This window comes from Micromonospora sp. LOL_025 (genome assembly GCF_048060285.1).
In the GTDB taxonomy this organism is placed as follows: domain Bacteria; phylum Actinomycetota; class Actinomycetes; order Mycobacteriales; family Micromonosporaceae; genus Micromonospora.
The window spans coordinates 1-24,807 of record NZ_JBHMIR010000050.1; the positions used below are offsets into that span (position 1 = coordinate 1).

The 24,807-nt window shown below is 73.7% G+C and carries 22 protein-coding genes; 7 read left to right on the plus strand and 15 right to left on the minus strand.

All coding sequences use genetic code 11. The annotated features are described in order from the left end of the window. A partial coding sequence (locus tag ACFHW0_RS30390) for a glycosyltransferase family 4 protein (protein ID WP_416613068.1) occupies window positions 1-909 on the plus strand: 909 nt, incomplete at its 5' end. 203 nt (window positions 910-1,112) lie between these two features. Then, window positions 1,113-1,922 (plus strand): metal-dependent hydrolase, encoded by an 810-nt coding sequence (locus ACFHW0_RS30395; RefSeq protein ID WP_416613069.1) that lies wholly within the window; start codon window positions 1,113-1,115, stop codon window positions 1,920-1,922. A gap of 17 nt (window positions 1,923-1,939) precedes the next feature. Here the strand turns inward: ACFHW0_RS30395 and ACFHW0_RS30400 are convergent, their stop codons facing one another. The 4 genes from ACFHW0_RS30400 to ACFHW0_RS30415 all read right to left on the minus strand — a co-directional run bounded on the left by ACFHW0_RS30400 (window position 1,940) and on the right by ACFHW0_RS30415 (window position 5,236). Beyond that, the gene (locus ACFHW0_RS30400) at window positions 1,940-2,923 is read right to left on the minus strand and encodes a phosphotransferase (RefSeq protein ID WP_416613070.1); all 984 of its coding nucleotides are present in this window, start codon (window positions 2,921-2,923) and stop codon (window positions 1,940-1,942) included. A 76-nt stretch (window positions 2,924-2,999) separates the two neighbouring features. Continuing rightward, entirely contained in the window at window positions 3,000-3,527 is a 528-nt protein-coding gene (locus tag ACFHW0_RS30405) for a hypothetical protein (protein WP_416613071.1), read from the minus strand. 107 nt (window positions 3,528-3,634) lie between these two features. Continuing rightward, window positions 3,635-4,228, minus strand: coding sequence for a nucleotidyltransferase family protein (locus ACFHW0_RS30410; RefSeq protein ID WP_416613072.1), 594 nt, complete (start codon window positions 4,226-4,228; stop codon window positions 3,635-3,637). Between the two features lie 195 nt (window positions 4,229-4,423). Continuing rightward, complete coding sequence (locus ACFHW0_RS30415) at window positions 4,424-5,236, minus strand: NAD(P)H-binding protein (RefSeq protein WP_416613073.1); 813 nt, start codon at window positions 5,234-5,236, stop codon at window positions 4,424-4,426. A gap of 80 nt (window positions 5,237-5,316) precedes the next feature. Here ACFHW0_RS30415 and ACFHW0_RS30420 point away from each other — a divergent pair, with 80 nt between their 5' ends. Further along, complete coding sequence (locus ACFHW0_RS30420; protein ID WP_416613074.1) at window positions 5,317-5,730, plus strand: winged helix-turn-helix transcriptional regulator; 414 nt, start codon at window positions 5,317-5,319, stop codon at window positions 5,728-5,730. A gap of 15 nt (window positions 5,731-5,745) precedes the next feature. Here the strand turns inward: ACFHW0_RS30420 and ACFHW0_RS30425 are convergent, their stop codons facing one another. After that, the gene (locus ACFHW0_RS30425; protein ID WP_416613075.1) at window positions 5,746-7,449 is read right to left on the minus strand and encodes a bifunctional 3'-5' exonuclease/DNA polymerase; all 1,704 of its coding nucleotides are present in this window, start codon (window positions 7,447-7,449) and stop codon (window positions 5,746-5,748) included. Window positions 7,450-7,672: 223 nt separating this feature from the next. On the opposite strand from ACFHW0_RS30425, the gene ACFHW0_RS30430 reads away from it, so the two are divergent. Then, window positions 7,673-9,403 (plus strand): ABC transporter transmembrane domain-containing protein, encoded by a 1,731-nt coding sequence (locus tag ACFHW0_RS30430; RefSeq protein ID WP_416613090.1) that lies wholly within the window; start codon window positions 7,673-7,675, stop codon window positions 9,401-9,403. Continuing rightward, window positions 9,400-11,130 carry an ABC transporter ATP-binding protein gene (locus ACFHW0_RS30435; RefSeq protein WP_416613076.1) on the plus strand — a complete coding sequence of 577 codons (1,731 nt, stop codon included), beginning with the start codon at window positions 9,400-9,402 and terminating at the stop codon, window positions 11,128-11,130. The genes ACFHW0_RS30430 and ACFHW0_RS30435 overlap by 4 nt, the downstream gene beginning before the upstream one ends. Window positions 11,131-11,141: 11 nt before the next feature. On the opposite strand, the gene ACFHW0_RS30440 is transcribed toward ACFHW0_RS30435, so the two are convergent. The 5 genes from ACFHW0_RS30440 to ACFHW0_RS30460 are packed head-to-tail and all read right to left on the minus strand — an operon-like array spanning window position 11,142 to window position 16,168. Then, the gene (locus ACFHW0_RS30440) at window positions 11,142-12,068 is read right to left on the minus strand and encodes a carbohydrate ABC transporter permease (RefSeq protein ID WP_121400782.1); all 927 of its coding nucleotides are present in this window, start codon (window positions 12,066-12,068) and stop codon (window positions 11,142-11,144) included. After that, a complete protein-coding gene (locus ACFHW0_RS30445) occupies window positions 12,068-12,976 on the minus strand; it encodes a carbohydrate ABC transporter permease (protein ID WP_334606514.1) in 909 nt (302 codons plus the stop codon). Before ACFHW0_RS30445 ends, ACFHW0_RS30440 begins: the two co-directional genes overlap by 1 nt. 20 nt (window positions 12,977-12,996) lie before the next feature. Further along, complete coding sequence (gene ngcE, locus ACFHW0_RS30450; RefSeq protein WP_366642712.1) at window positions 12,997-14,433, minus strand: N-acetylglucosamine/diacetylchitobiose ABC transporter substrate-binding protein; 1,437 nt, start codon at window positions 14,431-14,433, stop codon at window positions 12,997-12,999. Window positions 14,434-14,459: 26 nt separating this feature from the next. Next, a complete protein-coding gene (locus ACFHW0_RS30455; protein ID WP_416613077.1) occupies window positions 14,460-15,209 on the minus strand; it encodes an SIS domain-containing protein in 750 nt (249 codons plus the stop codon). Beyond that, window positions 15,206-16,168 carry a MurR/RpiR family transcriptional regulator gene (locus ACFHW0_RS30460; RefSeq protein WP_416613078.1) on the minus strand — a complete coding sequence of 321 codons (963 nt, stop codon included), beginning with the start codon at window positions 16,166-16,168 and terminating at the stop codon, window positions 15,206-15,208. The genes ACFHW0_RS30455 and ACFHW0_RS30460 overlap by 4 nt, the downstream gene beginning before the upstream one ends. Window positions 16,169-16,358: 190 nt before the next feature. Here ACFHW0_RS30460 and ACFHW0_RS30465 point away from each other — a divergent pair, with 190 nt between their 5' ends. Next, the gene (locus ACFHW0_RS30465; RefSeq protein WP_416613079.1) at window positions 16,359-17,348 is read left to right on the plus strand and encodes an N-acetylglucosamine kinase; all 990 of its coding nucleotides are present in this window, start codon (window positions 16,359-16,361) and stop codon (window positions 17,346-17,348) included. Window positions 17,349-18,015: 667 nt separating this feature from the next. Here ACFHW0_RS30465 and ACFHW0_RS30470 read toward each other — a convergent pair. The 3 genes from ACFHW0_RS30470 to ngcE (ACFHW0_RS30480) form a co-directional block, all read right to left on the minus strand. Then, window positions 18,016-18,852 (minus strand): carbohydrate ABC transporter permease, encoded by an 837-nt coding sequence (locus ACFHW0_RS30470; RefSeq protein ID WP_416613091.1) that lies wholly within the window; start codon window positions 18,850-18,852, stop codon window positions 18,016-18,018. Between the two features lie 62 nt (window positions 18,853-18,914). Next, a complete protein-coding gene (locus ACFHW0_RS30475; RefSeq protein ID WP_416613080.1) occupies window positions 18,915-19,823 on the minus strand; it encodes a carbohydrate ABC transporter permease in 909 nt (302 codons plus the stop codon). 68 nt (window positions 19,824-19,891) lie between these two features. Next, on the minus strand, window positions 19,892-21,310 hold the full coding sequence (ngcE, locus tag ACFHW0_RS30480) for an N-acetylglucosamine/diacetylchitobiose ABC transporter substrate-binding protein (protein WP_416613081.1): 1,419 nt from the start codon (window positions 21,308-21,310) through the stop codon (window positions 19,892-19,894). A 195-nt stretch (window positions 21,311-21,505) separates the two neighbouring features. Here ngcE (ACFHW0_RS30480) and ACFHW0_RS30485 point away from each other — a divergent pair, with 195 nt between their 5' ends. After that, the gene (locus ACFHW0_RS30485) at window positions 21,506-23,008 is read left to right on the plus strand and encodes an acyltransferase family protein (protein ID WP_416613082.1); all 1,503 of its coding nucleotides are present in this window, start codon (window positions 21,506-21,508) and stop codon (window positions 23,006-23,008) included. On the opposite strand, the gene ACFHW0_RS30490 is transcribed toward ACFHW0_RS30485, so the two are convergent. Both ACFHW0_RS30490 and ACFHW0_RS30495 read right to left on the minus strand, forming a co-directional pair. Next, window positions 22,980-24,470, minus strand: a complete 1,491-nt coding sequence (locus ACFHW0_RS30490) for a CoA-acylating methylmalonate-semialdehyde dehydrogenase (protein WP_416613092.1) — start codon at window positions 24,468-24,470, stop codon at window positions 22,980-22,982. The two genes, ACFHW0_RS30485 and ACFHW0_RS30490, sit on opposite strands and share 29 nt — an antisense overlap. A gap of 17 nt (window positions 24,471-24,487) precedes the next feature. Next, the gene (locus tag ACFHW0_RS30495; RefSeq protein WP_416613093.1) at window positions 24,488-24,643 is read right to left on the minus strand and encodes a hypothetical protein; all 156 of its coding nucleotides are present in this window, start codon (window positions 24,641-24,643) and stop codon (window positions 24,488-24,490) included. Window positions 24,644-24,807 lie beyond the last annotated feature (164 nt).

Consider the following 24,807-nt stretch of genomic DNA (forward strand, 5'->3'; position numbering starts at 1 on the left):
ATCCACGCCACCGAGGCCGGCCGGCACCAGGGCTGGCTGCCCGAGGAGATGAACCGCACCATCCACGGCGTCGAACACTGGCTGAGCAACGCCTCCGCCCGGGTGATCGCCTGCTCCGGCTACATGCGCGACCAGGTCGCCACGCTCTTCGACGTGCCGGACGGGCAGATCGACGTGGTGCCCAACGGCGTCGACGACCGGGCCTGGCGCGCCCGGCCGGGGGCGGTCACCGCCGCCCGGGCCCGGTTCGCCGGCGACGGCCCGCTCGTCGGGTACGCCGGCCGGCTGGTCTACGAGAAGGGCGTGCAGCACCTGGTGCACGCCGTGCCGTACCTGCGCGACCGGCACCCCGGATTGCGGGTGGTGATCGCGGGTGACGGCCCCTACCGCGCCGACTTGGAGGAGGAGACCCGCCGCCTCGGGCTCGGGCAGACCGTACGCTTCGCGGGTTTTCTCGACTCCACCCGGCTCCCGGCGCTGCTCGGCGCCACCGACGCGACCGTGGTGCCCAGCCTCTACGAGCCGTTCGGGATGGTGGCCCTGGAGGCCGCGGCGGCCGGCGCACCGCTGGCCGTGGCCCGCACCGGCGGCCTCGCCGAGATCGTCGAGCCGGGCGTGACCGGGGTGACCTTCCCGCACAGCGATCCGGGCGCCCTCGGCGAGGCGGTCGACCAGCTCCTCGGCGACGAGGTCTTCGCCCGGCGGGTGGCCCGGCGGGCGCGCGCCATGGTCGGCCTGCGGTACGGCTGGGCGGCCATCGCCGCCCGGACCGCCGGCACCTACGCGACGGCGTGCCGCGAACACGGCCCGACGCAGGCCCGACGCGCCGCCGCCCGGCTCGGCGGAGCCCGCCAGAAGATCACCATCCCGGAGGGGAACCTGCTCGCCGTCGGCGGCGCCGTCCGCTGAGCGGCCCGCCGCCGCCTCCCCACCGTCCAATGGCGGACAGACCGGTCGCGTCCACCGCCCGGCGACGGCATACTTCCTGCCGGTGACCCACCCCTTCCCGCCACCGTCCCCGGTGGACCGTCCGGGCGATGCCCCTGCGGAGCGCCGGCGAACTACAGTGGCGTAGTTTTGGCGCTCAAGATCCCTGGGGAGGGTGAGCCGACATGATGGGACCGTCGCACGCGCTGTCCGGCGCGGCGGTGTGGCTGACCGGGTCCTGGGCGCTGCAACAATTCGCCGACTACCACCAGTCGCCGCTGGAACTCGCCGTCGGCACCGCGGTCTGCGCCGGTGGGGCGCTCTTCCCCGACCTCGACCTGTCCGGGAAGGTGACCCGCAACCAGGGCGGGGCGACCGTCGCCCGCACCTTCGGCGTGTTCTCGCTCTTCATCGCCGAGGTGATGGAGAAGGTCTCGCTCGGGGTCTACTACGCGACGAAGCTCAGCAAGGATCCGCGCCGCAACAACGGCCACCGCACGTTGACCCACACCATCCCGTTCACCCTGCTGGTCGGCTGGGGCACCACCACGCTCTGCGCCGCGTACGGCAAGTGGGCGGTCATCGGCATCCTGTTCTTCATGTTCGGCCTGGCGCTGCGCGGCCTGTTCGACAAGTGGGCGGAGCGCGCCGGCTGGGTCATCGTCACCCTCGCGTCGGCCGCCGCCGCCTGGTACACCTTCGCCAACCTGCCCGGCGGCCGCGGCTACCCGCTGATCGGCACGGCCGTCGGTGTCGGCTGCTTCGTGCACATCCTCGGCGACATGATCACCCGGGCCGGGGTGCCCATCCTCTGGCCCATCCCGATCAAGCGTCGGATGTGGACGCCGATCGGGCTGCCGAACAAGATCGCCCTGCGGGCCGGCGGCAAGACCGAGGTGGTGGTCGTCCGGACCGTGCTGACCGTGATCTCGGTGCTCGCGGCGGCCGGGCTGGTCGCCCCGTCGGTGCTGCAACGCTTCAACATCGACGTCTGACGCGCAACCCCGAACGGTCAGTCCGACGCCTCGGCGGCCCAGCGGGCGAGCAGCTCCAGCACGGGCCGGCGGCCCGTCATCATCTCCGTCTCGTCGCGGGCGTCGTAGGTGCCGCTGATGGCGGACCGACCCAGCCGACCGAGCATCATCGGCGCCAGCCAGAAGTACTTGGCCGCCCCGGTGAGCCGGACGGCCCGGGCCACCGTCTCCGGCGCGACGGCGCCGCGCAGCCCCTCGGCGTAGCGGTCGACCACGGTGGCGGCCACCTCGTCGAGCAGCGCGATGTCGACCAGCCCGTCGAGGAAGGTGTCCAGCATCAGGTTGGCCGCGTCCTCGCCGACCGGCCCCGGGCCGACGCCGGACCAGTCCAGCAGGACCGGGCCGCCGGCGGCGAACACCAGGTTCATCGGCCAGCAGTCGTGGTGGCAGAGCGTACGGGGCAGCCGGTCGGTGGCGGCGAGCACCTCGTGCCGCCGGTCCCACAGCGCCCGCAGCGCGTCGCGCAGGGGGCGTGGCCAGGCGGCGACGGCGACCGGATGATCCCACGGCACCGGCGCGGCCACGGGCCGGCTCAGCGTGTAGTCGCGCAGCCAGTCGCGCGCCAGCCAGTCCGGCGGCCGACGGCCGGGCGACAGCTCCCGCGCCTCGGGGTCGCCGAGCCGGCGGGCGTGCCCGACGCCGAGCCGGACGGCCACCTCGCCGAGGTCGGCGGACGTGCAGGCGATGCCCGGCCGACCGTCCGCGTCGGACAGCCACAGCGCCACCGAGCCGTCCGGCCGGTCGTCGACGGCCAGCGGCGTCGGCGCGGCCAGCCCGGCGTCGGCGTACGCGGCGGTGGCCAGCCCGCTGCGGTACGCCTCGACCTCGCGGCGCCAGTAGTTCCAGTGCCCCGGATCGTCGCTGCCGGCCCAGTGCGCCGGGCCGGGGCGGCCGGGTGGGGTGAGGAGTTTCAGCACGGCCGGCCGTCCGTCCCGGCGGGTGCGCCAGATGCCACCGGTCACCCCGTTGAGCGTGTTGTGGGGAGCTGTTCGGCCGGCGTGTCGGCGGGGACCAGGTCGGTCGGCGGACGGGACGCGGTCACGGGACCTCGGGACCGCCGGGATGGGCCACCGGAGGCGCGGACGGGGCGAGCGTGGCCGGCGAGCCGGGGCGGCTCCAGCGGGCCAGCCACCCGGTCGCCGCCCGTGTCCCCCGCATCACGGCCGCGTGGGCCACCACCGGGCCCAGCACAACCGCCGTCGTAAGGGACCAGACCAGCGCCGCGTCCGCGACGACCGCCCCGGTGACAGCCGCGATGCCTCCGACGTACAGGCCGACGAGCAGCGCGGCCACCCCGCAGGCCGCCAGCGCACGGGCGAACGCACCCCGGCGGGCGACGGCGGCCTCGCCGATCACGACCGCCGGCACCACCACCAGCAGCACCAGGACGGCACCCGGCAGAGTGGCGTCCAACGCCATGAACGGCCTGGCCAATGGCCCGCCCTGGTCGGCGTCGATGATCAGGCCCAGCGCGAGCCGCGTCAAGAGGCCGAACGCCCCCTCGGCGACATACACCAGCCAGGCGGCGACCGCCCCGGCGACGTGCCGGATCAACGTTCCGATCATCGGCGAACCTCCCCGTTGCCGGCGGGCCACGGCCGACCGGCGTCGCGCGCGGCGACGGGTGCCGCCCCGCCGACGCTAGCGGAGGGACCTGCGGGCGTGGGGGCGGGTCAGACGCCGACGCGCTGGGGTGGGACGGTCAGCCCGTAGAGCGCCATCAGTTCCGGGGTGTCGACCCGGCTGCCGTCGGCCACCGAGTCGCAGGAGATGTCGACGATCTGGTCCTTGTGCGCGAGCAGGTAGGGCCGGGCGCCCACGTCCGCGCTGGCCAGGGTGGCGATGCCGGACCAGTGCCGGCGTCCGAACAGCATCGGGTAGCCGCGCAGCCCGTCGTAGGTGGCGCAGACCAGCACGTCGGGGTACGGCAGCGCGACCACCCGGCGCACGGCGGTGGCGGTCAGGCCGGGCATGTCGACCGGCACCACCACGACCGCCTCGATGTCCTCGTCGTCGAGTGCGGCCAGGCCGGCCCGGATGGACGAGCCGACGCCGGTCCCCCACGCCCGGTTGATCACCACCGTGGCCCGGCTCAGGTCCGCCGTCTCGCGGACCTGGTCGGCCGCGGCGCCGAGCACGACCACGATCCGCTCGCAGCCCGCCTCGGTCATCGTGTCGATCATCTGGTTCACCAGGGGCTTCTCGCCCTGGTGCAGCAGCGCCTCGGGCCCGCCGATGCGGCGCCCTCCGCCCGCGGCGATGATCATTCCTGCGATCCGGTTCAGCTGGGCCCCCTCCACCGTGGAGCGGGCCGTGGCGCGAGGACACGGCCCGCTCCGTCGTACGGACATCGGGAGCAACGAGGACAAGGCGGACCGGGTAGCGGGGCGAAAAGGGAAAATAGTGCAACTGTTACCCGCCCGGAACCGCACCGCGTCGCCCGTCACGGGCTGTGCGTACGGTCAGGACGGCGCCCCGGCGGCGGCCACCGCGACCGGCATCGGGTCGCGGGGCGCACGCGACAGCACGCGCGCCAGGTCGCCGTCAGTCCGCGCGAGGAACCCGGCCGCCGTGGCGGAGTAGATCGACATCAGCATGGCCGGCTGGAACGGCAGCAGGCCCGGGCCCGCCAGGGCGGACCGCCGCTCGCCCAACGACACCGGCCGGTACGGCACGCCCAACTCGGCGGCGAGGTCGGCCGCGGTGAGCGCGACGGGCCCGGTCAGCTCGTACGTGCGGCCGCGGTGGGCGGCGGGGTCGGCGGCAACCCGCACGGCGGCGTCGGCCAGATCCTGTCGAGCCACGGCGGCCAGCGCCCCCGTGCCGAACGGGGCCGTGACCGCGCCGTCGACCGGGGCGGCCAGCTGACCGAACAGCTCGGCGTAGAGCCCGTTGCGCAGGATCGTCCAGCCCAGCCGGCTCTCCCGCAGCCGACGCTCCGTCCACCGGTGCGCGAGCGCGAAGGCCAGGTGGTCGCCGGCGCCGACCAGGCTCGTGTAGACCACGTGCGCCACCCCGTGCCGCTCCGCGGAGGCGATCACCCGGTCGTGGCGGGCGAGGACGACGTCGTCCTCGCCGTAGCCGGCGGAGACCAGCACCAGCACGCGTACGCCCGCCAGGTCCGGCCCCGCCGGGTCGTCGAAGTCCACGGCCCGCCCGGCGGCGCCGAAGCGACCGGGGGTGCGCGTGCCGGCGAGCGGGGCCAGGCCCCGCTCGGCCAGCCCGGCGTGGATGAGCGAGCCCAGGTGCCCGGAGGCGCCGGTGACCAGCAGCATGAGGGAGCCTTTCGGTGGTACCGAGTCGGAACTAACCTCATCGTCGGGAACCACGGCAGCGGCCACAAGGAGGCACTTCGATGTCGGCAGGGCACACGGCGGTAACCGAGGCGCTGGCACCCTGCGGCCTGCCCGAGCATCCGGACTGCGGCATCCGCGACGTGCTCGACCGCATCGGCGACAAGTGGTCGGTGCTCGCGATCGTCGAACTCTCCTCCGGCGTCCGCCGGTTCCGGCAGCTGCAACGGGCCATCCACGGCATCTCGCAGCGGATGCTCACCCTGACCCTGCGCCGCCTGGAGCGCGACGGCCTGGTGCTGCGCACCGCGTACCCGACCGTCCCGGTGACCGTGACCTACGAGCTGACCGAGCGCGGCAGGAGCCTGACCCACCTGGTGCGGCAGTTGGCCGACTGGTCGCTGGCGCACAAGGACGCCATCGCCGAGTCGCGGCAGGCGTGGGACGCCGCCAACCCCGGATCCGGCGTCTCCTGACCCGGACGGGAGCCGTCACGCCGCGTCGGCGTAGCAGTCCACGACGGACAGGTCCAGCGGGAAGCGGACCGGGGTGTCGCCGAAGAGCAGCGCGGCGGCCTGCGCACCGCACCGGGTGACCGCGTCGGCGACCGCGTCGGCCCGCTCCGCCGGGCAGTGCACGATCACCTCGTCGTGCTGGAAGAAGACCAGCTCGCCGCCGGTGTCGGCGAGCCGGCCCCGCAGCGTCGCCAGCAGGGTCGAGGCCCACTCGGCGGCGGTGGCCTGGATGACGAAGTTGCGGGTGAACCGCCCCCGGGAGCGGGCCGCCCGCGCCCGCGGCGACTGCCGGTCGCCACCGCCGTCGGCAAAGTCGGCGTCGGCGTCGCCGAACCCGGCCGCGCCGGGCGGGCAGGTGCGCCCCAGCCAGGAGCGGACCAGCCCGCCGGTCTCTCCGGTCCGCGCGGCCGCCTCCACGTACGCGAAGGCCGTCGGGTAGTTGCGGCGCAGCACCTCCAGCGCCGGCACCGCCGAACCGCCCGTCTGCCCGTACATGGCGCCGAGCAGGGCCACCTTGGCGCGGGGCCGATCGCCGCCGAAGGCGTCCCGGGCCAGCGCCGCGTAGAGGTCCCCGGCACCGCCGGCGGCGGCGAGCCGGGCGTCGCCGGAGACCGCGGCGAGCACCCTCGGCTCCAGCTGGCCGGCGTCGGCGACCACGAACCGCCAGCCCGGATCGGCCACCACCGCCCGCCGGATCACCTTGGGGATCTGCAACGCGCCGCCGCCCCGGGTCGCCCAGCGGCCGGAGACGACCCCGCCCGGGACGTACTCCGGCTGGAACCGGCCGTCGCGGACCCAGGCGTCGCGCCAGGCCCAGCCGTGCGCCGTCCAGATCCGGTAGAGCTCCTTGTATTCGAGGACCAGCGGCACCGCCGGGTGGTCCACCCCGCGCAGCACCCAGGCCCGGGTGTTGGGCAGGTCCACCCCGGCCCTGGCGAACGCCCGCAGCAGCTCCGCCGGGGAGTCGGTGTGCAACTGGCGTACGCCGAACGCGTCGGCGATCCGCGCGGCCAGCTCGGCCAGCCGGCGCGGCGGGCCGCCCACCGGCGACGGCTCGCCGAGCAGCTCGGCGAGGATCTCGTCGTGCACGTCGGCCCGCCAGGGCAGCCCGGCGGCCCCCATCTCCACGGCGATCAGCGCGCCGGCCGACTCGGCGGCCACCAGCAGCCGGAACCGGCCGGGATGCTCGGTCGCGGCGATCCGGGCGAGCTGGTCCGCGTAGACCCGGGTCAGTGCCTCGACGCCGGGGCCCGGCGGCCCGGGCAGGGCGTCGAAGAGCGCGCCCTGCCCGTGGCCGGGCGGCGCGGCCGGACGGGCCGGCGGGTCGGCCGGCACCGGCGCGCCGGTCAGCCGGGCCCAGGCCGCCGCGAACGAGCGGGGCTCGCCCCAGCGGCCGGCGTGGCCGAGCAGCAGGGCCTCGGTCAGCTCGACGTCGTGGCAGCGCTCGACCCGCACCCCGGCGCGCAGCAGCGCCGGGTATATCGTCGCGCCGGAGGCCCACACCCAGCGGGGCCGGTCCGCCGCCTCGTGGGCCGCGACGGCCGCGGCCAGGTCGCCGACCGGCCGCACCGGACCGACGGGCAGCCCGGCGGCGTCGAGGGGTTGCAGCGCTCCCCCGCCCCGCTCGTCCGAGACCACCGCCACCAGCACGGATGCGATTCTGCCTCGCCCCTGCGACACTTCACCCGCCGGCCACCCGCCGCGCCCCGAGCCGGTCGGATCGGCCGCGACCGCCGGCGACGAGATCGGTCTGCGGTTCGGCGGAAACGGGGCGGTGCGGCGGTTCCCGACTCGTTAGCGTAGGCCGGTGCCACCACGGATCCCCCATCCCGAGCCCGGCACTCCGGACGTCCGGGGCCCGTTGCGGTACCTGTGGTGGCTGGTCCGCTCCCAGCCCTGGCGGGTGCTGCGCGGCAGCCTGTTCGGCACGGCCTGGATGACCGCCCTGTCGGTCCGGCCCTACCTGATCTCCCGCGCCGTCGACGACGGACTGCGCACCGGCGACACCCGTGCCCTGGCCCAGTGGGTGGCGGCGATCGTCGTCGCCGGCGTGGCGCTGTCCTGGCTGGGCATCATGCGGCACCGCACGATGACCTTCATCCGGGAGGACGCGAAGGCGCGCTCCGCCGCCGTGGTGCTCCGCCAACTGTCCCGGGTCGGCGCCGTGCTGCCGCGCCGGGCCGCGGCGGGCGAGGTGGCCACCGTCGGCGGCACCGACATCGACCGGGTGGCGCAGGTGATGACGGTGACCGGGCCGGGCGTCGGCGCGGTGGTCGCGTACCTGGTCGTCGCCATCGTGCTCTGGTCGATCTCGCCCCTGCTCGCGCTCTGCGTGCTGGTGGGCGTGCCGTCGGTCGTCCTCGTCGTCGCTCCCCTGCTGCGCCGGCTGGAGCGGGCGGAGTCCGTCTACCGGCAGCAGCAGGGTGAGCTGACCGCCCGGTCGGGCGACATCGTGGCCGGGCTGCGGGTGCTCGCCGGGGTGGGTGGCCGGGGCCTGTTCGCCAGCCGGTACGCGGTCCGTTCCCGCGCCCTGCTCGTCGAGGGATACCGGGTCGGCGCCGTGAACAGCTGGATCGACGCGGCGACGGTGGCCGTCCCCGGGCTGTTCCTCGCGGCGGTGGTGTGGCTGTCGGCCCGGATGGCGGTCACCGGCGACATCAGCGTCGGGGAGCTGGTCGCCGTCTACGGCTACGTCGCGGCACTCGTCGTGCCGGTCTGGTTCCTGTTGGAGGGCGGCCACCAGCTGATCCGGGGCCGGGTCGCGGCCCGCCGGATCGTCGCCCTGCTCGCCGTCACGCCGGACGACGTCGGCGGGCCGCGCGACACACCCACCCGTGCCGGCGCGGCGACGGTTCCCGGCAGCCGGCAGCCGGCCGGCCCCGCCGTCCCGGTCCCGGCCCCCGCCGGCCCCGCCATCCCGCTCGCGGCGCCCGGCGGCCCCGCCGACCTGCACGACCGGTCGAGCGGGCTGACCGTCCGGGCCGGCCGGCTCACCGCGGTGGCCGCCGCCGACCCGGCCGACGCCCACGCGCTGGCCGACCGGCTCGGCCGGTACGCCGTCAGCGACGCCACCTGGGGCGGCGTGCCGCTGACGGGCGTCGGGCTGGAGCAGGTGCGGGCCCGCATCCTGGTCGCCGACCACGACGCCCACCTGTTCGCCGGGACGCTGCGGGAGGTGCTGCGCGGGGCCCGGCCCGACGGTGACCGCGACCGGATCGCCTCCGCCCTGCACGCCGCGTCCGCCGAGGACGTCGTCGACGCCCTGCCGCGCGGGCTCGACACCTCGCTGGACAACCGCGCCCGCTCCCTCTCCGGCGGCCAGCGGCAGCGGATCCGGCTGGCCCGGGCGTTGCTCGCCGAACCGGAGGTGCTGATCCTCGTCGAGCCGACCTCGGCGGTGGACGCGCACACCGAGGCGCGGATCGCCGAGCGGCTGCGCCGCGCGCGGGCCGGGCGGACGACCGTCGTACTCACCACCTCGCCGCTGCTGCTGGGGCGTGCCGACGAGGTCGCGCACCTGGTCGCGGGGCGGGTCGCCGCCACCGGCACCCACGCCGACCTGCTCGACCGGGACCCGGGCTACCGGCGGCTCGTGGCCCGTGGCGACGCCGACGCCGAGCAGGCGCTGCGGTGAGCGGGCTGCCGGTCGCCGACCGGGCCACCGTGCGCCGGGCGGCGCGCGGGCTGATCGCCCGGGACCGGCGCGCCGTCGCGGTCGTGCTGGCGCTGCACGCCACCGCCACGGTCGCCGGGCTCGCCCCGCCGTGGCTGCTCGGCGCCATCGTCGACCGGGTCTCCGCCGGGGCCGGCGTGGCCACCGTCGACCGGCTCGCCCTGGCGATCGGCGGGGCCGTGCTGGTCCAGACGCTGCTGTCGCGCTACGCGCGGTACGCCGGCCACCGCTTCGGGGAGCGCGCCGTGGCCCGGTTGCGCGAGGAGTTCGTCGAGCGGACGCTGAACCTGCCCGTCGGCGTCGTCGAGCGCGCCGGCTCCGGGGACCTGGCGACCCGCAGCTCGGTCGACGTGGCGACGGTCGGCACCACCGTCCGGGACGTGGTGCCCACCATCGTCATCGCCACGGTGCAGCTGACGCTGCTGTTCGGCGCGGTGTTCCTGCTGCACCCGCTGCTCGGGCTGGCCGCGCTCGCCGGGCTGCCGACGATCGCGCTGGTGACCCGGTGGTACCTGCGACGCGCCAGCCCGGCGTACCTGGCCGAGGGGGCGGCCGCCGCCGAGCTGACCGAGACGCTGACGACCACCGCGGAGGGCGCCCGTACGGTCGAGGCGCTGCGTCTCGCCGACGAACGGATCGGGCACGGCACCGCGCGCATCGCCGGGGTCTGGGGCGCCCGGCGGGCGACCCTGGCCCTGCGCACCGTGTTCTTCACCGTGGTGGAGGCCAGCTACCCGCTGCCCGTGGCCGCGCTGCTGCTGGTCGGTGGGCTCCTGCTCACGCGGGGCGAGGTGTCCCTCGGCGCGGTGGTCACCGCCACGCTCTACCTCCAGCAGGCGATCGAGCCGCTGGACCGGATCCTCCAGTGGACGGAGCAGGCGCAGCGCGGCTTCGCCTCGTTCGCCCGGGTGCTCGGCGTCGGCCAGGTGCCGCCGGAGCGGCCCGGCCGGGCCGCCGCGCCGGTGGACGAACGGCTGGTCGTCCGGGGAGCCCGGTTCGCGTACGGCGGAGGACCCGACGTGCTGCACGGCATCGACCTCGAGGTGCGGCCCGGCGAGCGGTTGGCGCTCGTCGGGCCGTCGGGTGCCGGGAAGTCCACCCTGGCGCGGCTGCTCGCCGGGATCGACGCGCCCCGGGAGGGCGTCGTCAGCGTCGGCGGCTGCCCCGTGACCGACCTGGACCCGGCCGAGCGCCGGCGGCGCATCGCCCTGGTCACCCAGGAGCACCACGTCTTCATCGGCTCGCTACGCGACAACCTCGCGTTCGCCGCCCCGGACGCCTCCGACGATCGGATGCGCGCGGCGCTGGCCACGGTCGGCGCCGACTGGTACGCCCGCCTGCCCGACGGCCTCGACACCCCCCTCGGCGACGGGGCGCACCCGCTCGGGGCGGCCGAAGCCCAGCAGCTCGCGCTTGCCCGGCTGGTGCTTGCCGACCCGCACACGCTGATCCTCGACGAGGCCACCGCCGCCCTCGACCCGACCACCGCCCGGCGCACCGAGCGGGCCCTGGCCGCCCTGCTCACCGGGCGGACCGTCATCGCGATCGCGCACCGCCTCAACACCGCCCACGACGCCGACCGGGTGGCGGTGCTGGAGGGGGGCCGGATCACCGAGCTCGGCAGTCACGACGAGCTGGTCCGGGCCGACGGCCCGTACGCCGCCCTGTGGCGTTCCTGGCACCCCTGACCCGCCCGTCTCTACTTCACCGCCCCGGAGGTGAGACCGGACTGGATCTGGCGCTGGAAGATCGCGTACACGACGATCATCGGGAGGATGGCGATGGTCAGGGCGGCGAAGAGGCCGGACCAGTCCGCCTCGTAGCCGGCGTTCACCGAGATGTCCGCGATGCCCTGGGTGAGCACCCACTTGTCCTTGGCGTTGGAGAGCAGCACGAGCGGCAGCTGGTACTGCCCCCACTGGCCGATGATGTTGAAGATCCCGACGCTGATCAGGCCCGGCTTCGCCATCGGCATCATGACCTGGAAGAAGAGCCGGGTGTGCGAGCAGCCGTCGATCATCCCCGCCTCGGCCACCGACGACGGCAGCGTCTTGAAGAACGCGGCCAGGAAGAACACCGTGAACGGCAGCGAGTAGGCGATGTAGACCAGCACCACCCCGGTGTGGGTGTCGAGCAGTCCCAGGTTCTTCACCACGAAGAAGAGCGGTACGAGGGCCAGGAAGACCGGGAACGCCAGCCCCGAGACGAACAGGTAGTAGATCGCCCGGTTGCCCCAGAACTTGTAGCGCGCCAGCACGTACGCGGCCATCGAGCCGAGCAGCATGGTGCCGAAGGTGCTGCACGCCACCACGATCACGCTGTTGAGGAAGTAGCGCCCGACGTTGGCCTTGGTCCACGCCCGGGCGTAATTCTCGAACCGCAGCTCCGCCGGCAGGGTCCACGGGCTGCTGAAGATCTCCGTGGTGTTCTTGAACGAGGCGAGGAAGGTCCAGAGGATCGGCACGATCACGATCACCGCCCAGACCGCGAGCGCCACGTGCCCGAGGTTGGCGAGGAGCCGTACCTCCCGTCGGCCCCTGCCGCCGCGCCCACCCGCGGCGCCCGGCTTCACGGTCTTCGGCGGTAGCGCCGCCGGTGTCGGCGGCAGCGTCGTCTGCGGGTTCATCAGTACTCCACGCTTTCCCGCTTGGTCAGCCGCAGCGTCAACGCCGCGAACGTGAGGGTGAGGAAGAACAGCGCCACGCCCATTGCCGAGGCGTAGCCGTACTTCGAGTAGACGAAGGCGTTGCGGTAGATCTCCATCGCCAGGACGGTGGTGGCGCCGTCCGGGCCGCCGCCGTCCACCGAGAGCACCGAGACGATGGCGAACGCGTCGAACGCCGCGATGCCCAGGTAGACCCAGGCGACCTGGAGGGTGTCCCAGAGCAGCGGCAGGGTGACCCGGAAGAAGAGCGTCACCCGGCTCGCCCCGTCCACCTCGGCGGCCTCGTAGATCTCGCCGGGGATGGAGGCCATGCCCGCCGAGAAGAGCACCACGTAGAAGCCGACCGCCTGCCAGACCAGCACGCCGATGATCGACCAGAGCGCCAGGTTCGGCCGGACCAGGAAGAGCACCGGGTCGAAGCCGAGCTTCATCAGCACGCCGTTGATCAGGCCGGACTCGTTGGGCCGGTAGACCATCTGGAACAGCACCGCGATGATGGCCACCGCCAGGACCTGGGGGAAGAAGAACACCACCCGGTAGAACTTCGACCCCCAGACCCCCTGGCGTTGCCCGCCGCTGCTCTTGCCGCCCACGTTGAGCAGGAACGAGAAGAACAGCGCGATGGCGATGGTGATCAGCGGCAGGGCAAGCAGCAGTACGCCGTGGTGCTGGACCGCCTTCCAGAAGTTGTCGTCGTCGAACAACCTCCGGAAGTTGTCGAAGCCCACCCACTGCGGGGCCGAGAGCCCTCGCCAGTTGGTCATCGAGATCTGGAACGCCTGCGCGTACGGCGCGATGACGAAGACCACGTACAGCGTGACCGGGACGAAGAGGAACCCGATCACGAACGGATACTTGCCGTGCCGCATGACCCCTACGCTCCGATCGATCAGCGCTTGAACTTGGTGATGGAGCTGTCCTTCTTGATCGCGTCGGCACGCTTCTGGATGCGCTCCGCGAAGGCGTCCGCCTTGATCCGGCCGAACATCAGCTCGTTGGTGGCCGTGCGGACCTCCGTGTCGAGCTCCTTGTACCAGCCGTCGAAGTAGATGTTGAACACGTCCTGGCCGGCGGCCTTGAGCGCGGCCTGCGAGCTGGCCACGCCGGGCGGGAAGGCGAAGCCCTCCGAGCCGGCGGTGACCACGGTCGGGGCCTTGACCACCTCGGTGAAGCCCTTCGCGCCGGCCACCGAGAGCATCTGGCGCATGTACTCCAGGCCGCCCTTGGGGTTCTTGCTCTTGGCGGAGACGAAGTAGCCCTCACCGGCGGTCGCCCGCAGCGCCGTCGCCGGCAGCTTGTCCGACGCGGACAGGCTCGGCACCGGCATGAGCTGGTACTCGAAGCCGGACGGGGTGTCCTTCTTCTGCTCGCCCTCCAGCCAGTCGCCGCTGGGGTAGAACGCCAGCTTGTACTGGTTCTGCCGCAGCTGCACGTCGGTGTGCTTGAGTCCCTCGAAGCTCTTGTCGACGTACTTGGCGCCGATCTCGGCCCACGCCTCGGCGGCCTGCTTGACCGCGTCCTGCTGCCAGGCGCCGTCCTCCAGGTTGTCGATGTTCTTCAGCACGTCCGTGCCGCCGATCTTCGCCGCGTGGGTGAGGATCACGTTCCACTGGTAGTACGCGGCGTTCGCCCCGGCGTAGCCGTACGGGGTGATGCCCTTGGCCTTGATCTTGTCGAGCAGGGCGGTGAACTCCGACCAGTCCTTGGCCGGCGCCCAGCCGTTGTCCTTGAACAGCTTGCCCGAGTACCAGATGCCGAAGACGGTGGAGACGTAGTACAGGACGTACGGCTTGCCGTTGAAGGATCCGACGTCGACGGTGCCCGGCACCACGGTGTCGCGGACCTTCTTGTTGGGGTCGTCGACCGACGGGGCGTCCCACAGCTCGGTGAGGTCCTGGAGCTGGCCGTCGGCGACCAGGGCGCCGAAGTCCATCAGCTTCTCGCCGGAGTTGTTCACGAACTCCGGCGGGTTGCCCGAGGCGAAGCGCGGCTGGAGCACCGTGGACACGGCCTGGGTCGACTGGTGCTTGACCTCGGCCTTCGGGAACGCCTTCTTGTACAGCGGCTGGTGCACGTCGGTGGCGTACTTCTCGCCGTAGCCACCGTTGAAGATGACCACCTCGATCGGCGCGTCCTCGGCGACGCCGAGCGGGTTGGTGGCGCTCTTGGTGCCGCCCGCGACCTGCTCGTTCTTCTCGTCGCCGCCGCTGGTCGCACAGGCGCTCAGCAGGCCGGCGGCCGGGGTGGCGAGCAGGCCCACCGCGGCGGCCCGACGCAGCACGGTCCGGCGGCTCAGGTCGGCCGGGTTGTCGGGGGTAATCGACATCGTCGTCTCTCCTTGTGTGTTCGGGGTCAGGCGGTGCGCCGGAGGCGCCCGGCGTACCGCGACTCGAGGGCGTGGTTGTGCTCGTCCCCGCCGGGGACGTTGGCGGAGAGGTAGATAGGGGGTACCTCCCCGGCCTGGTGGAACCGTCGTACGACCTCGGCGGTCAGCAGCTGCGCCAGCAGCGCCGCGGTGACCGAGGAGACCGCACAGACCGCGCCGCCGCCCTCGAGCGGCAGCAGTGCGTCGCCGTACGGCGCGCCGTTGTCCAGCACGACGTCGGCGAGGTCGGCGAGGCGCCGGCCGGACGGGTGCCGCGGGGCGACCCGTGCGGTGTGCGCGACCGAGGTGACCGCGATCAGCGGGTGGCCGCGTCCGGTGACCAGCGTCGCCAGCTCGACCACCGAGCCGTTGATGCCGGACTGGGACGCCACCACGAACACGTCCTGCGGCTGCGGGGCCGCCAGTTCGTAGAGCTGGTGGGCGACGGCGGGGTCGCGCTCCAGCTTCGGGTCGGCGAGCACGTCGCGCGGGGCGTCGCCGTGCAGCACCAGGTCGTGCAGGGAGAGCCGGTTGGTGGGCACCAGCCCGCCCGCCCGGGCGACCAGTTCCGCGGCGAACGCCTCGGAGTGCCCGGCGCCGAACGCCTGGAGCACCCCGCCGGCGCGCAGGCTGGTGGCGATCAGGTCGGCGGCGGCGGCCACCCCGTCGGCGCTGGCGTCGACGAGCCGGTCGAGCACCGGGCGGACGGCGTCGGCGTACCCCTGGGCGCTGATCATGCGGTGGCCCCCTTCGCGGCCTTGTGCCCGTCGACGGCCTGGGCGGTACGCCGGAAGGCCGCGTGGGCGCGGTCGTGGGTGCGCTGGGCGACGGCGATGTACAGCAGGTCGAGCACGACCAGCTGCGGGTGCCGGGCGGAGAGCGCGTCGGGGCGGAAGGTGGTGGCCTGGCTGGCGGTGAGCAGCACGATGTCGGCCAGCTCGGCCAGCGGCGAGCGCGGGAACCCGGTCAGCGCCACGGTGGTCGCGCCCCGGCTGCCCGCCTCGGCGAGCATCTCGATGGTCTCCCGGGTCTGGCCGGTGTGCGAGATGCCGAGCGCCACGTCGCCCTGGCGCAGCAGGGCCGCGCTGGCGAGGCCCTCGTGCACGTCGTTCCAGGCCCAGGCCGCCACCCCGATGCGGTGCAGGCTGAACTGCATCTCCTCGCCGACCAGGGCGCTGCCGCTGGCCCCGAAGATGTTCACCCGGGACGCCCCGGCGATGGCGACGGCGGCCCGTTCCACCTCGGCGAGGTCGAGCAGCGCGGCGGTGTCGTGCATGGCGCGGGTGTCGGCGGCCATGATCTGGTCGAGCACCCGGGAGAGGGGGTCGCTCGGCTGGATCTCGCGGCCGATGTCGACGGTCCAGCCCGCCGAGCGGGCCCGGCCGGTCTCCGCGGCGATGCCGAGTCGCAGGTCGGCGTAGCCCTCGAAGCCCATCGCCCGGCAGAACCGGGTGATCGTCGCCGGGGAGGTGCCGCTGCGCTCGGCCAGTTCCACGATGGTCGCCCGGGCGGCGGCCTCCGGGTCGCTGAGCACGTGCTCGGCGACGCGGCGCAGTGCCCCCGTCAGCTCGCCCGCGCCGGCCCGGACCCGCGCCAGCACGCCCTCGGAGCCGACCCCGAGCGCACCCCGCCGGTCGACCGCGCCGGCGTCGACCACCGCGGTCCCCGCGGAGGCGTCCACCTCGTGACCAACCATGGGGCACCTTTCCGAAAAGAGTGTTAACTGTTAGTGGTAAAAGTTCTTACTGAAAGCCCCTCCGTGTCAAGGCCGTGGGCGAAGTTTTCAAACTGTTACCTGGCGCACAGCCTCGGAACCTGTCCGCCCCTTGCCCGCCGCCGCCGGGCCGACCAGCATGAACGCGGCGTCGATCGAGGGGTGGGTGCGGATGTCCGACAGCGTCGTGGTCGGTCTCGACGTCGGGGGTACGTCCACGCGGGCGACCGCCCTGGCCCTCGACGGGCGGCGGCTGGGCACCGGCCGGGCGGGCGGCGGAAACCCCACCAGCCACGGTGCCGAACGGGCGGCGGGCGAACTCCTGGCCGCCCTGCGGGAGGCGCTCGCCGACGTCGATCCCGCCCGGGTGCGCGGCGGCACCATCGGGCTGGCCGGGGCGGGCCGGCTGCTCGCCGATCCGGCCGGCCGGGAAGCCTTCGACCGGGCCTGGCGCGACGCCGGCCTGCGCTGCCCGTACGCCGTGCACGGCGACGCGCTGGTCGCGTACGCCTCGGGCACCGCGAGCCCCGACGGCACGGTGCTGATCGCCGGCACCGGGGCGATCGCCGCCGGGGTCCGGGGGCTACGGCTGGACCGGGTCGCCGACGGTCACGGCTGGCTGCTCGGCGACGCGGGCTCGGGTTTCTGGCTCGGCCGGGAGGCGGTCCGCCGGCTGCTGGCCGACCTCGACCGGGGGCACGCGCCGGGTCGGCTGGCGACCGGGGTGCTCACCGAGCTGCTCGGCTCCGCCGACGTGGCGGCCCGCCCCCGGGACACCGTCGACGCCCTGGTCCAGGCGGTGACCCGACGGCCGCCCGTGGAACTGGCCCGGCTCGCGCCCCTCGTGGTCGCCGCCGCCGTCGACGGCGAGCCGGTCGCCCGCGGGCTGATCGACGAGGCCGCCGCGCACCTGGCGGAGAGCGCGGCGCGGATCCGACCCGCCGGCGACGGCTCCCCCATCGTGCTCGGCGGCGGGCTGCTGACCGGCGACACCCCGCTCGCCTCGGCGGTACGGGCGCAGGTCGGCCGGCAGTGGCCGGACGCGCCGCTGCACTCGGCGGGCGACGGCGCGGCCGCGGCGGCGTGGCTCGCCGCGCTCGACCTGCCCGAGGTGACGGATCCGCAGACCCTGCACGCCCTGCTGGTCCCGCCGCCCTGCTGACCTGACCGACCGGCTCCGGCTCATCCGCGCCGGTCGCGTCCTACGGTGGGCTGCGGGACATGCCGGGCGCGCCGAGCCCGCCCGACGAGCCGAACGAGCAGAGCCCGCCGAGCCGAGCCGCGGTAGCAGCCGGCGCCCCGGAGGCTTGCGCGGCGCTGGCGTCACCCCGTGACGCTCACGGTTGCCGCCACGCCGGCCTGCCATCCGCCGCAGGGAACACGACCAGCCTCAGGTCGGCCCCAGGGGAATTGGCATGCAGCCGCTGTCGAGCTGCCCCGTCCATGGGACCGGCGTCGATCCATGGATATCCGCGCAGCAAGGCCGGGTCGCATGCCCCGGGCCGCACGCCCGGACCGGCGTCGCTGACGTCCTGCTTCGGGGCCGGCGCCTGGGCGTGGAACGCCCGGATGTGACACCCGAACAGAGCTCAGCTGAAGCGCCGGACGGAAACCGCGGCGCTGGGACGCCGGGCGGGTGGGTGTGGTCCGACAGACGGGGCAGCTCGACAGCGTCCGCCGAACCCCACCGGCGGCACCGCTCCGCCGGGCCGGCGGGCCGGCGGGCCGGCGGGCCGGCGGGCCGGCGGGCCGTCAGCCCGGCGGGAGGCAGTGATCAGGATCGGTCTCGACAGGCTGGCCGATCGGCGAGCCACACGATCAGGCGGGAATCACTTCAGCTGGCCGGCGGTCAGGCCGGACTGGACCTGGCGTTGGAAGAGGATGTAGACCAGCAGCACCGGGACCACCGCGATGGTGAGGCCGGCGAAGAGCTGCGCGTAGTCGCCGGCGTAGCCCTGGTTGACCGAGAGCGCGGCGAGCCCCTGGGCGAGCACCCACTTGGACTCGTCGCCCTGCATGAGCACCTGGGGCAGCAGGAACTGGTTCCAGTGGCTGAGGAAGTTGAAGATCGCGACGCTGATCAGTCCCGGACGCGCCATCGGCAGCATCACCTGGAAGAACAGCCGGAAGTGACCGCAGCCGTCGACCAGTGCCGCCTCCGCGACGGCGGTGGGCAGGGTCCGGAAGAAGGCGGTCAGGAAGAACACCGTGAACGGCAGCGAGTAGGCCGCGTAGACCAGGATCAGCCCGGTCCAGGTGCCGAACAGGCCGGCGTTGCGCACCACGAAGAACAGCGGCACGAGGGCGAGGAAGACGGGGAACATCAGCCCGCCGACGAACAGGTAGTAGACGACCTGCTTGCCCCGGAACTCGTAGCGGGCGAAGACGTACGCGGCGGTGGCACCCATCAGCATGGTCAGGGTGACCGAGCCGGCGACCACCACCAGGCTGTTGAGGAAGTACTGGCCGATGTGCGCCCCGCTCCAGGCGCGGGCCCAGTTGTCGAAGCGCAGCGCGCCGGGCAGGCTCCACGGATCGGCCAGGATCTCCGCGTTGCTCTTGAACGAGCTGATGAACATCCAGAGCAGCGGCAGCACGGTCAGCGCGCCCCAGAACAACAGGAAGCCGTGCGACAGCACGTTGGCGACGCCGAGTTCGCGGCGCATCGGGCGGTCGGCGGGGCCGGGAGGCTCGGGCAGCGCCACCGGGGCCGGCTTGTCCAGAGTCGTCACGAGTACTCGATCCTGTCTCGCTTGCTGGCCCGCAGCGCCAGCACCGCCACCGTGAGGGTCAGGAAGAACATCACCACGCCGATCGCCGAGGCGTAGCCGAACTTGGTCTCGCTGCCGAACGCCGTGTCGTACATCCGCACGCCGATGACGTCGGTGGAGAAGTTGGGGCCGCCGTTGGTCATCAACTGCACCAGGATGAACCCGTCCAGGGCGAAGATGGCCAGGTAGACCCAGGCGACCTGGACGGTGTCCCAGAGCAGCGGGATGGTCACCTTCCACAGCGTGGTCAGCCGGGAGGCACCGTCGAGCATGACGGCCTCGTAGATCTCCCTGGGGATGGCCGACATGGCCGCGCCGAAGAGCACCACGTAGAAGCCGACGTTGCTCCAGATCATCACCGCGAGCACGCACCAGAAGGCGGTCCTCGGATCCCCCAGCCAGGTCGGCGCGCCCAGGCCGACGCTGTTCAGGGCGCTGGTGAGCAGGCCCTTGTTCGGGTGGTAGACCTCCTTCCACAGCAGCGCGATGATCACGACGGAGAGCACCTGGGGGAAGAAGTAGACCGTGCGGTAGAACGACGAGCCGCGCACCCCGCTGACCCCCGCCCGGCCCTTGCGGCCGCCCATGTTGAGCATGGCGGCGAAGAAGAGGCCGAGCACGATCGTCAGCACCGGAACCAGCGCCAGCAGGATCGCGTTGTTCTTCAACGCGTTCCAGACGTAGTCGTCGTTCCACAGCGTCTTGAAGTTCGCCAGCCCGACGGAGTTGGCGTCGGCCGAGTAGCCGAGCCAGTCGGTGGTGGAGATCTGGAACGCCTGCAGGTACGGCGACACGACGAAGATGACGTAGAGCAGCACCGGCGGCACCAGGAAGGTGACGATCAGCGGGTACTTGCCATGTCTCACGATGAGGTCCTACCTCTTCAGCGGCGGCCCGGTGGGGGCGGGGTGGCCCGCCCCCACCGGCCGGGGTGTCAGGCGGCCCGCTTGTACTTCTTGATCGAGCTGTCCTGGGCGATCGAGTCCGCGCCCTTCTGGCACTGGTCGAGGAACTCCGCGGGGCCGATCCGGCCGCTGAAGAACTCGCCGCACGCGGCGTCGACCAGGTTGCGCTCCAGCTTGCGGTAGTAGTTGTTGTAGACCCAGTTGAAGCCGTTGCTGCCGGAGGCCTCCAGCGCCTTCACCACCGTGTTCAGCCCGAACGGCAGCTCGACGCCCTCGCTGGCGCCGGCCACCACGGTCAGGCTGGAGACCTTCCTGGTGAAGTCCTGCGCGCCCTTCTTGGAGAGCATGACCCGGAAGAACTCCAGGCCACCGGCGAGGTTCTTGGCCTTCGCCGGGACCATGAACGGCTCGCCGGCGGTGCCCCGGACGGCCTCGAACGGCAGCTTGTCGCCGCTGCCCAGGCTCGGGGTCGGCTGGACGGTCATGTTGAAGCCGGCCGGGGTGACGTCCTTCTGCTCGCTCTCCAGCCAGGAACCGCAGGAGATGAAGGCCGCCTTGCCCTGGCACCACGCGGTCTGCGACTGCTTGTGGTCGAGGCCGGGCGAGCCCTCGAGGATGTACTTGTCCTTGACGATCTGGTGCCAGGCGTCGGCCGCGGTCTTCATCGCGTCGGACTTCCAGGCGTTGGGCTCCAGGTTGTCGATCGCCGTGGCGACCGAGGGTCCGCCGAACTTGATCGCGGTGGAGATCACCGGCCAGCTCATGTAGCGGGGATGCGCGCCCGCGTACGTCCAGGGGGCGATGCCGGCGGCCTTGATCTGCTTGCACAGCGCGATGTGCTCGTCCCAGGTCTTGGCGTACTCCCACTTGCGCTCGCTGAAGAGCTTGGTGGAGTGCCAGATGCCGTAGACGGTGTAGGTGTAGTTCATCACCAGGAACTTGCCGTCGTACGAGCCGACCTCGACGGCGCCCGGCAGCAGCGTGTCCTTGACCGTCTTGCCCGGGATGTCGAGGCTCGGGGCGGCGAGCAGCTCGCCCAGGTCCGCGATGGCGTTCTGCGACACCAGGCCGTTGAAGTCGATCTGGTTGGCGCCGGAGTTGTTGACCACGTCCGGCGGGGTGTTGTCGACGAAGCGCGGCTGGAGGGTCTTCGCGATCTCCTGCGTCGCCGAGTGGTTGATCTTCGCCTTCGGGTACTTCTCGGTGTACATGGCCTCGTGGGCCTTCGCGTACTCCTCGCCGAAGCCGCCGTTGAAGATCACCACCTCGAGGGGCGCGTCCTCCTTGACACCGAGCGGGTTCTGCTCGCTCTTGGTGCCCTTGTAGGCGCCGGCGTCGCCCTTGTCGTCGTCACCGCCGCCCGTGGCGCAGCCGGTCAGCAGGCCGGCGGCGGGGGTGGCCAGGAGGCCGGCGGCGGCGGTGCGCCGCAGGATGTCACGCCTGTTCATGGTCTCTCCTCGGATCGGTCCGGGCGGTCGCCGGATGGGGGATGGTGACCGCCGCACGAGGCGCAGGGGGAATTTGTCTTCAGTTCGCAATATCTTGCTGAAGAATTTCTACGGCAGGAGGGCGCGGACTTCAACCCCCGGGGACCGAACCGTTATCAGCAGCGGCCAGCCCCCGCCTGACGTACTCTCGGGGCCATGCGCCGCCTGCGGCAACTTGCCGCGCGCACCCCCGCTGGTCGGCAACGTTACGTCGACCTGCTCCGGGCGCTCGCCATCGGCATGGTCGTTCTCGGCCACTGGGCGGTCGCCGCGATCGGCGAGGACGCCGCCGGCCGGCCGACGGGGCGCTCGGCGCTGCCCGACCTGCCGTGGGCGTACCCACTCACCTGGGTCGCCCAGGTCATGCCGATCTTCTTCCTGGTCGGCGGGTACGCCAACGCCGCCTCGCTGACCGCCCGCCGGGCCGCCGGCGTCGACGCCACCGCGTGGCTGCTGGACCGGGGCGCCCGGCTGCTGCGCCCGACCACCGCGCTGCTGCTGGTGATCGCCGGCGGCGCCGCGCTCGCGTCGCTCGTCGGCGTCGGGGCGACGCTGGTGCGTACCGTCGCCTGGTTCGCCACGATCCCGCTCTGGTTCCTCGCCGCCTACCTGATCGTGGTGCCGCTGACCCCGGCGATGCACGCCCTGCACCGGCGCTTCGGCCTGCTCGTGCCGGCGGTGCTGGCCGCGCTTGTCGTCGTCGGCGACGTGGGGCGGGCGCTGGGTCCGGCCGAGCTGGCGCTGCCGAACTACGTCTTCGGCTGGCTGGCCGTGCACCAGCTCGGCATCGCCTGGCGCGACGCCGACGCCGGGCGTCACGACGCCCACCCCGCCGCGCGCCCCGCGTCCGGGCGGGACGGGACACCGCTGCGCCCCGGGCCCGCGCAGAACGGGGAACGCGGACGCCGGCTGCCGCCGTCCCGGCGCGCGGGCGCGGCGGCGCTGCTGGGCGGCCTGGCCGCGACGGTGCTGCTGACCACCGTCGGACCGTACCCGGTGAGCATGCTCAACGTGCCCGGCGAACGCCTGGACAACGCCGCCCCGCCCAGCCTGGCCCTGCTCACCCTGACCGCCGCCCAGTTCGGGCTGATCCTGCTGCTGCGCGACCCGGCGGAGCGCTGGCTGCATCGCCCCCGCCCCTGGCAGGCGGTGATCGCGGTGAACGCGGTCGTGCTCACCGTCTTCCTCTGGCACCTCACCGCCGCGATCCTGCTGGTCGGCGCGCTGGACGCGGCCGGGTGGCTGCCGACCCCGCCCGTGGGGTCGGCGGCCTGGCTGGCCTGGCGGGTGCCCTGGGTGCTGATGTTGACCGTGGTGCTGGCCGCCCTGGTCGCCGTCTTCGGCCCCGTCGAGGCCCGCACCGGCCGCGCCGGCAGCGCCCGACGCGGCGACAACGCCGAACGCGCCGGCGACGCCGGGCGGGCCGGGGACGGGGCCGCGTCGGGCCGCGCGCCGGCCGGCCGCGGGTGGCGGGCCACCGCGCGCACCGCGCTCACCGCCGCCGGTTTCGCCGCCGTGGTGTACGCCCTGGTGGTCAACGCGGAGACGCCCAGGTCGGCGCCCGAGCCGCTGGGCGTGCCGGCGCCGGCGCTGGTGGCGTACCTGGCCGGGGCCGGCACCCTGCGCCTGCTCAGGTCTGGGTGGGGAAGCCGAGGTTGACCCCGCCGTGCCGGGGGTCCAGCCAGCGGCTGGTGACCACCTTGCCCCGGGTGAAGAAGCGCACCCCGTCCTCGCCGTGCGCGTGCAGGTCACCGAAGAGCGAGGCCTTCCAGCCGCCGAAGGAGTAGTACGCCATCGGCACCGGGATCGGCACGTTGACGCCGACCATCCCGACCTCCACCTCGTGCTGGTAGCGCCGGGCCGCGCCGCCGTCGTTGGTGAAGATCGCCGTGCCGTTGCCGTACGGGTTGGCGTTGACCAGCTCCACCGCCTCCTCGTACGAGCCGACCCGTACGACGCCGAGCACCGGACCGAAGATCTCGTCGGTGTAGATCGACATGTCCGGGGTGACGCGGTCGAACAGCGTCGGGCCCAGCCAGAACCCGTTCGCGTCGCCGTCGGGCTCCACGTCGCGGCCGTCCACCACCGGCACCGCGCCGGCGGCCACCCCCGCCTCGACGTACGCGCGCACCCGGGCAGCGTGCGCGGCGGTGACCAACGGGCCCATGTCGCAGCCGCGCCGGCCGTCGCCGGTGCGCAGCCGGCCCATCCGCTCGGCGATCCGGGCGACCAGGGCGTCGGCGACCGGCTCCACCGCGACCAGGGCCGAGATCGCCATGCACCGCTCCCCCGCCGAGCCGAAACCCGCGTTGACCGCCGCGTCGGCGGCCAGGTCCAGGTCCGCGTCGGGGAGCACCACCATGTGGTTCTTCGCCCCACCCAACGCCTGCACCCGCTTGCCGGCGGCGGTGCCGCGCTGGTGGACGTGCCGGGCGACCGGGGTGGAGCCGACGAACGACACGGCCTTCACGCCGGGATGCTCCAACAGCGCGTCCACGGCCTCGGCGTCGCCGTTGACCACGTTGAGCACCCCGTCGGGCAGGCCCGCCTCGGCGAACCACTCCGCCAGCAGCAGCGCCGCGCTCGGGTCCTTCTCGCTCGGCTTGAGCACCACCGCGTTGCCGCAGGCCACCGCGATCGGAAGGAACCACAGCGGCACCATCGCCGGGAAGTTGAACGGGGAGATCACCGCGACCACGCCGAGCGGCTGCCGCAGGCTGTACGAGTCGACCTCGCTGGAGACGTTCTCGCTGAACCCGCCGCGCAGCGCGGAGGGGATGCCGCAGGCGTACTCGATGATCTCCAGGCCGCGCTGCACCTCGCCGGCGGCGTCGGCGAGCACCTTGCCGTGCTCGGCGGTGACCACCTCGGCGAGCCGGTCCCGCCGCGCGTGCACCAGCTCCCGGAAGGCGAACAGCACCGCCGTCCGCCTGGCCAGCGACGCGTCCCGCCAGAGCCGGGCCGCGCGCCCGGCGGCCTCCACCGCGACCGCGACGTCCGCCGCCGAGGCCAGCTCCACCCGGGCGGTACGCCGACCGGTCGCCGGGTCGAAGACGTCCCCGTGCCGCCCGGAGGAGCCGCTGAACGGCTTGCCGTCGACGAAGTGGCCGATGACGTCCACGCCGTGCTCCGCCGCGCTCACGCCGCCACCTCCGCCGCCCCGCAGGACCGGACCGCGTCGACCAGGATGGCCCGGCCGGAACCGGAGACCAGCTCGATCGGCCCGTCGTGGTGCAGCGGCATCCGGGACGGGAACACGGCCCGGTGCCGGGCCAGCAGATCGTCGGTGGTCATCGTCGCACCCTCTCAGCGGCGTTCGCGGTAACCGCACGCTGCCACCAGCCGGCGGCGGGGACAAGAGCCGTAGGGGGTGCGGCACCGGGGCCGCCCGTCACCGTCGTCGCCCGGTCCGGTCGTTCGTCGCCGGCCCGCCCGTGCGCCGCCCGGGCACCGGTACG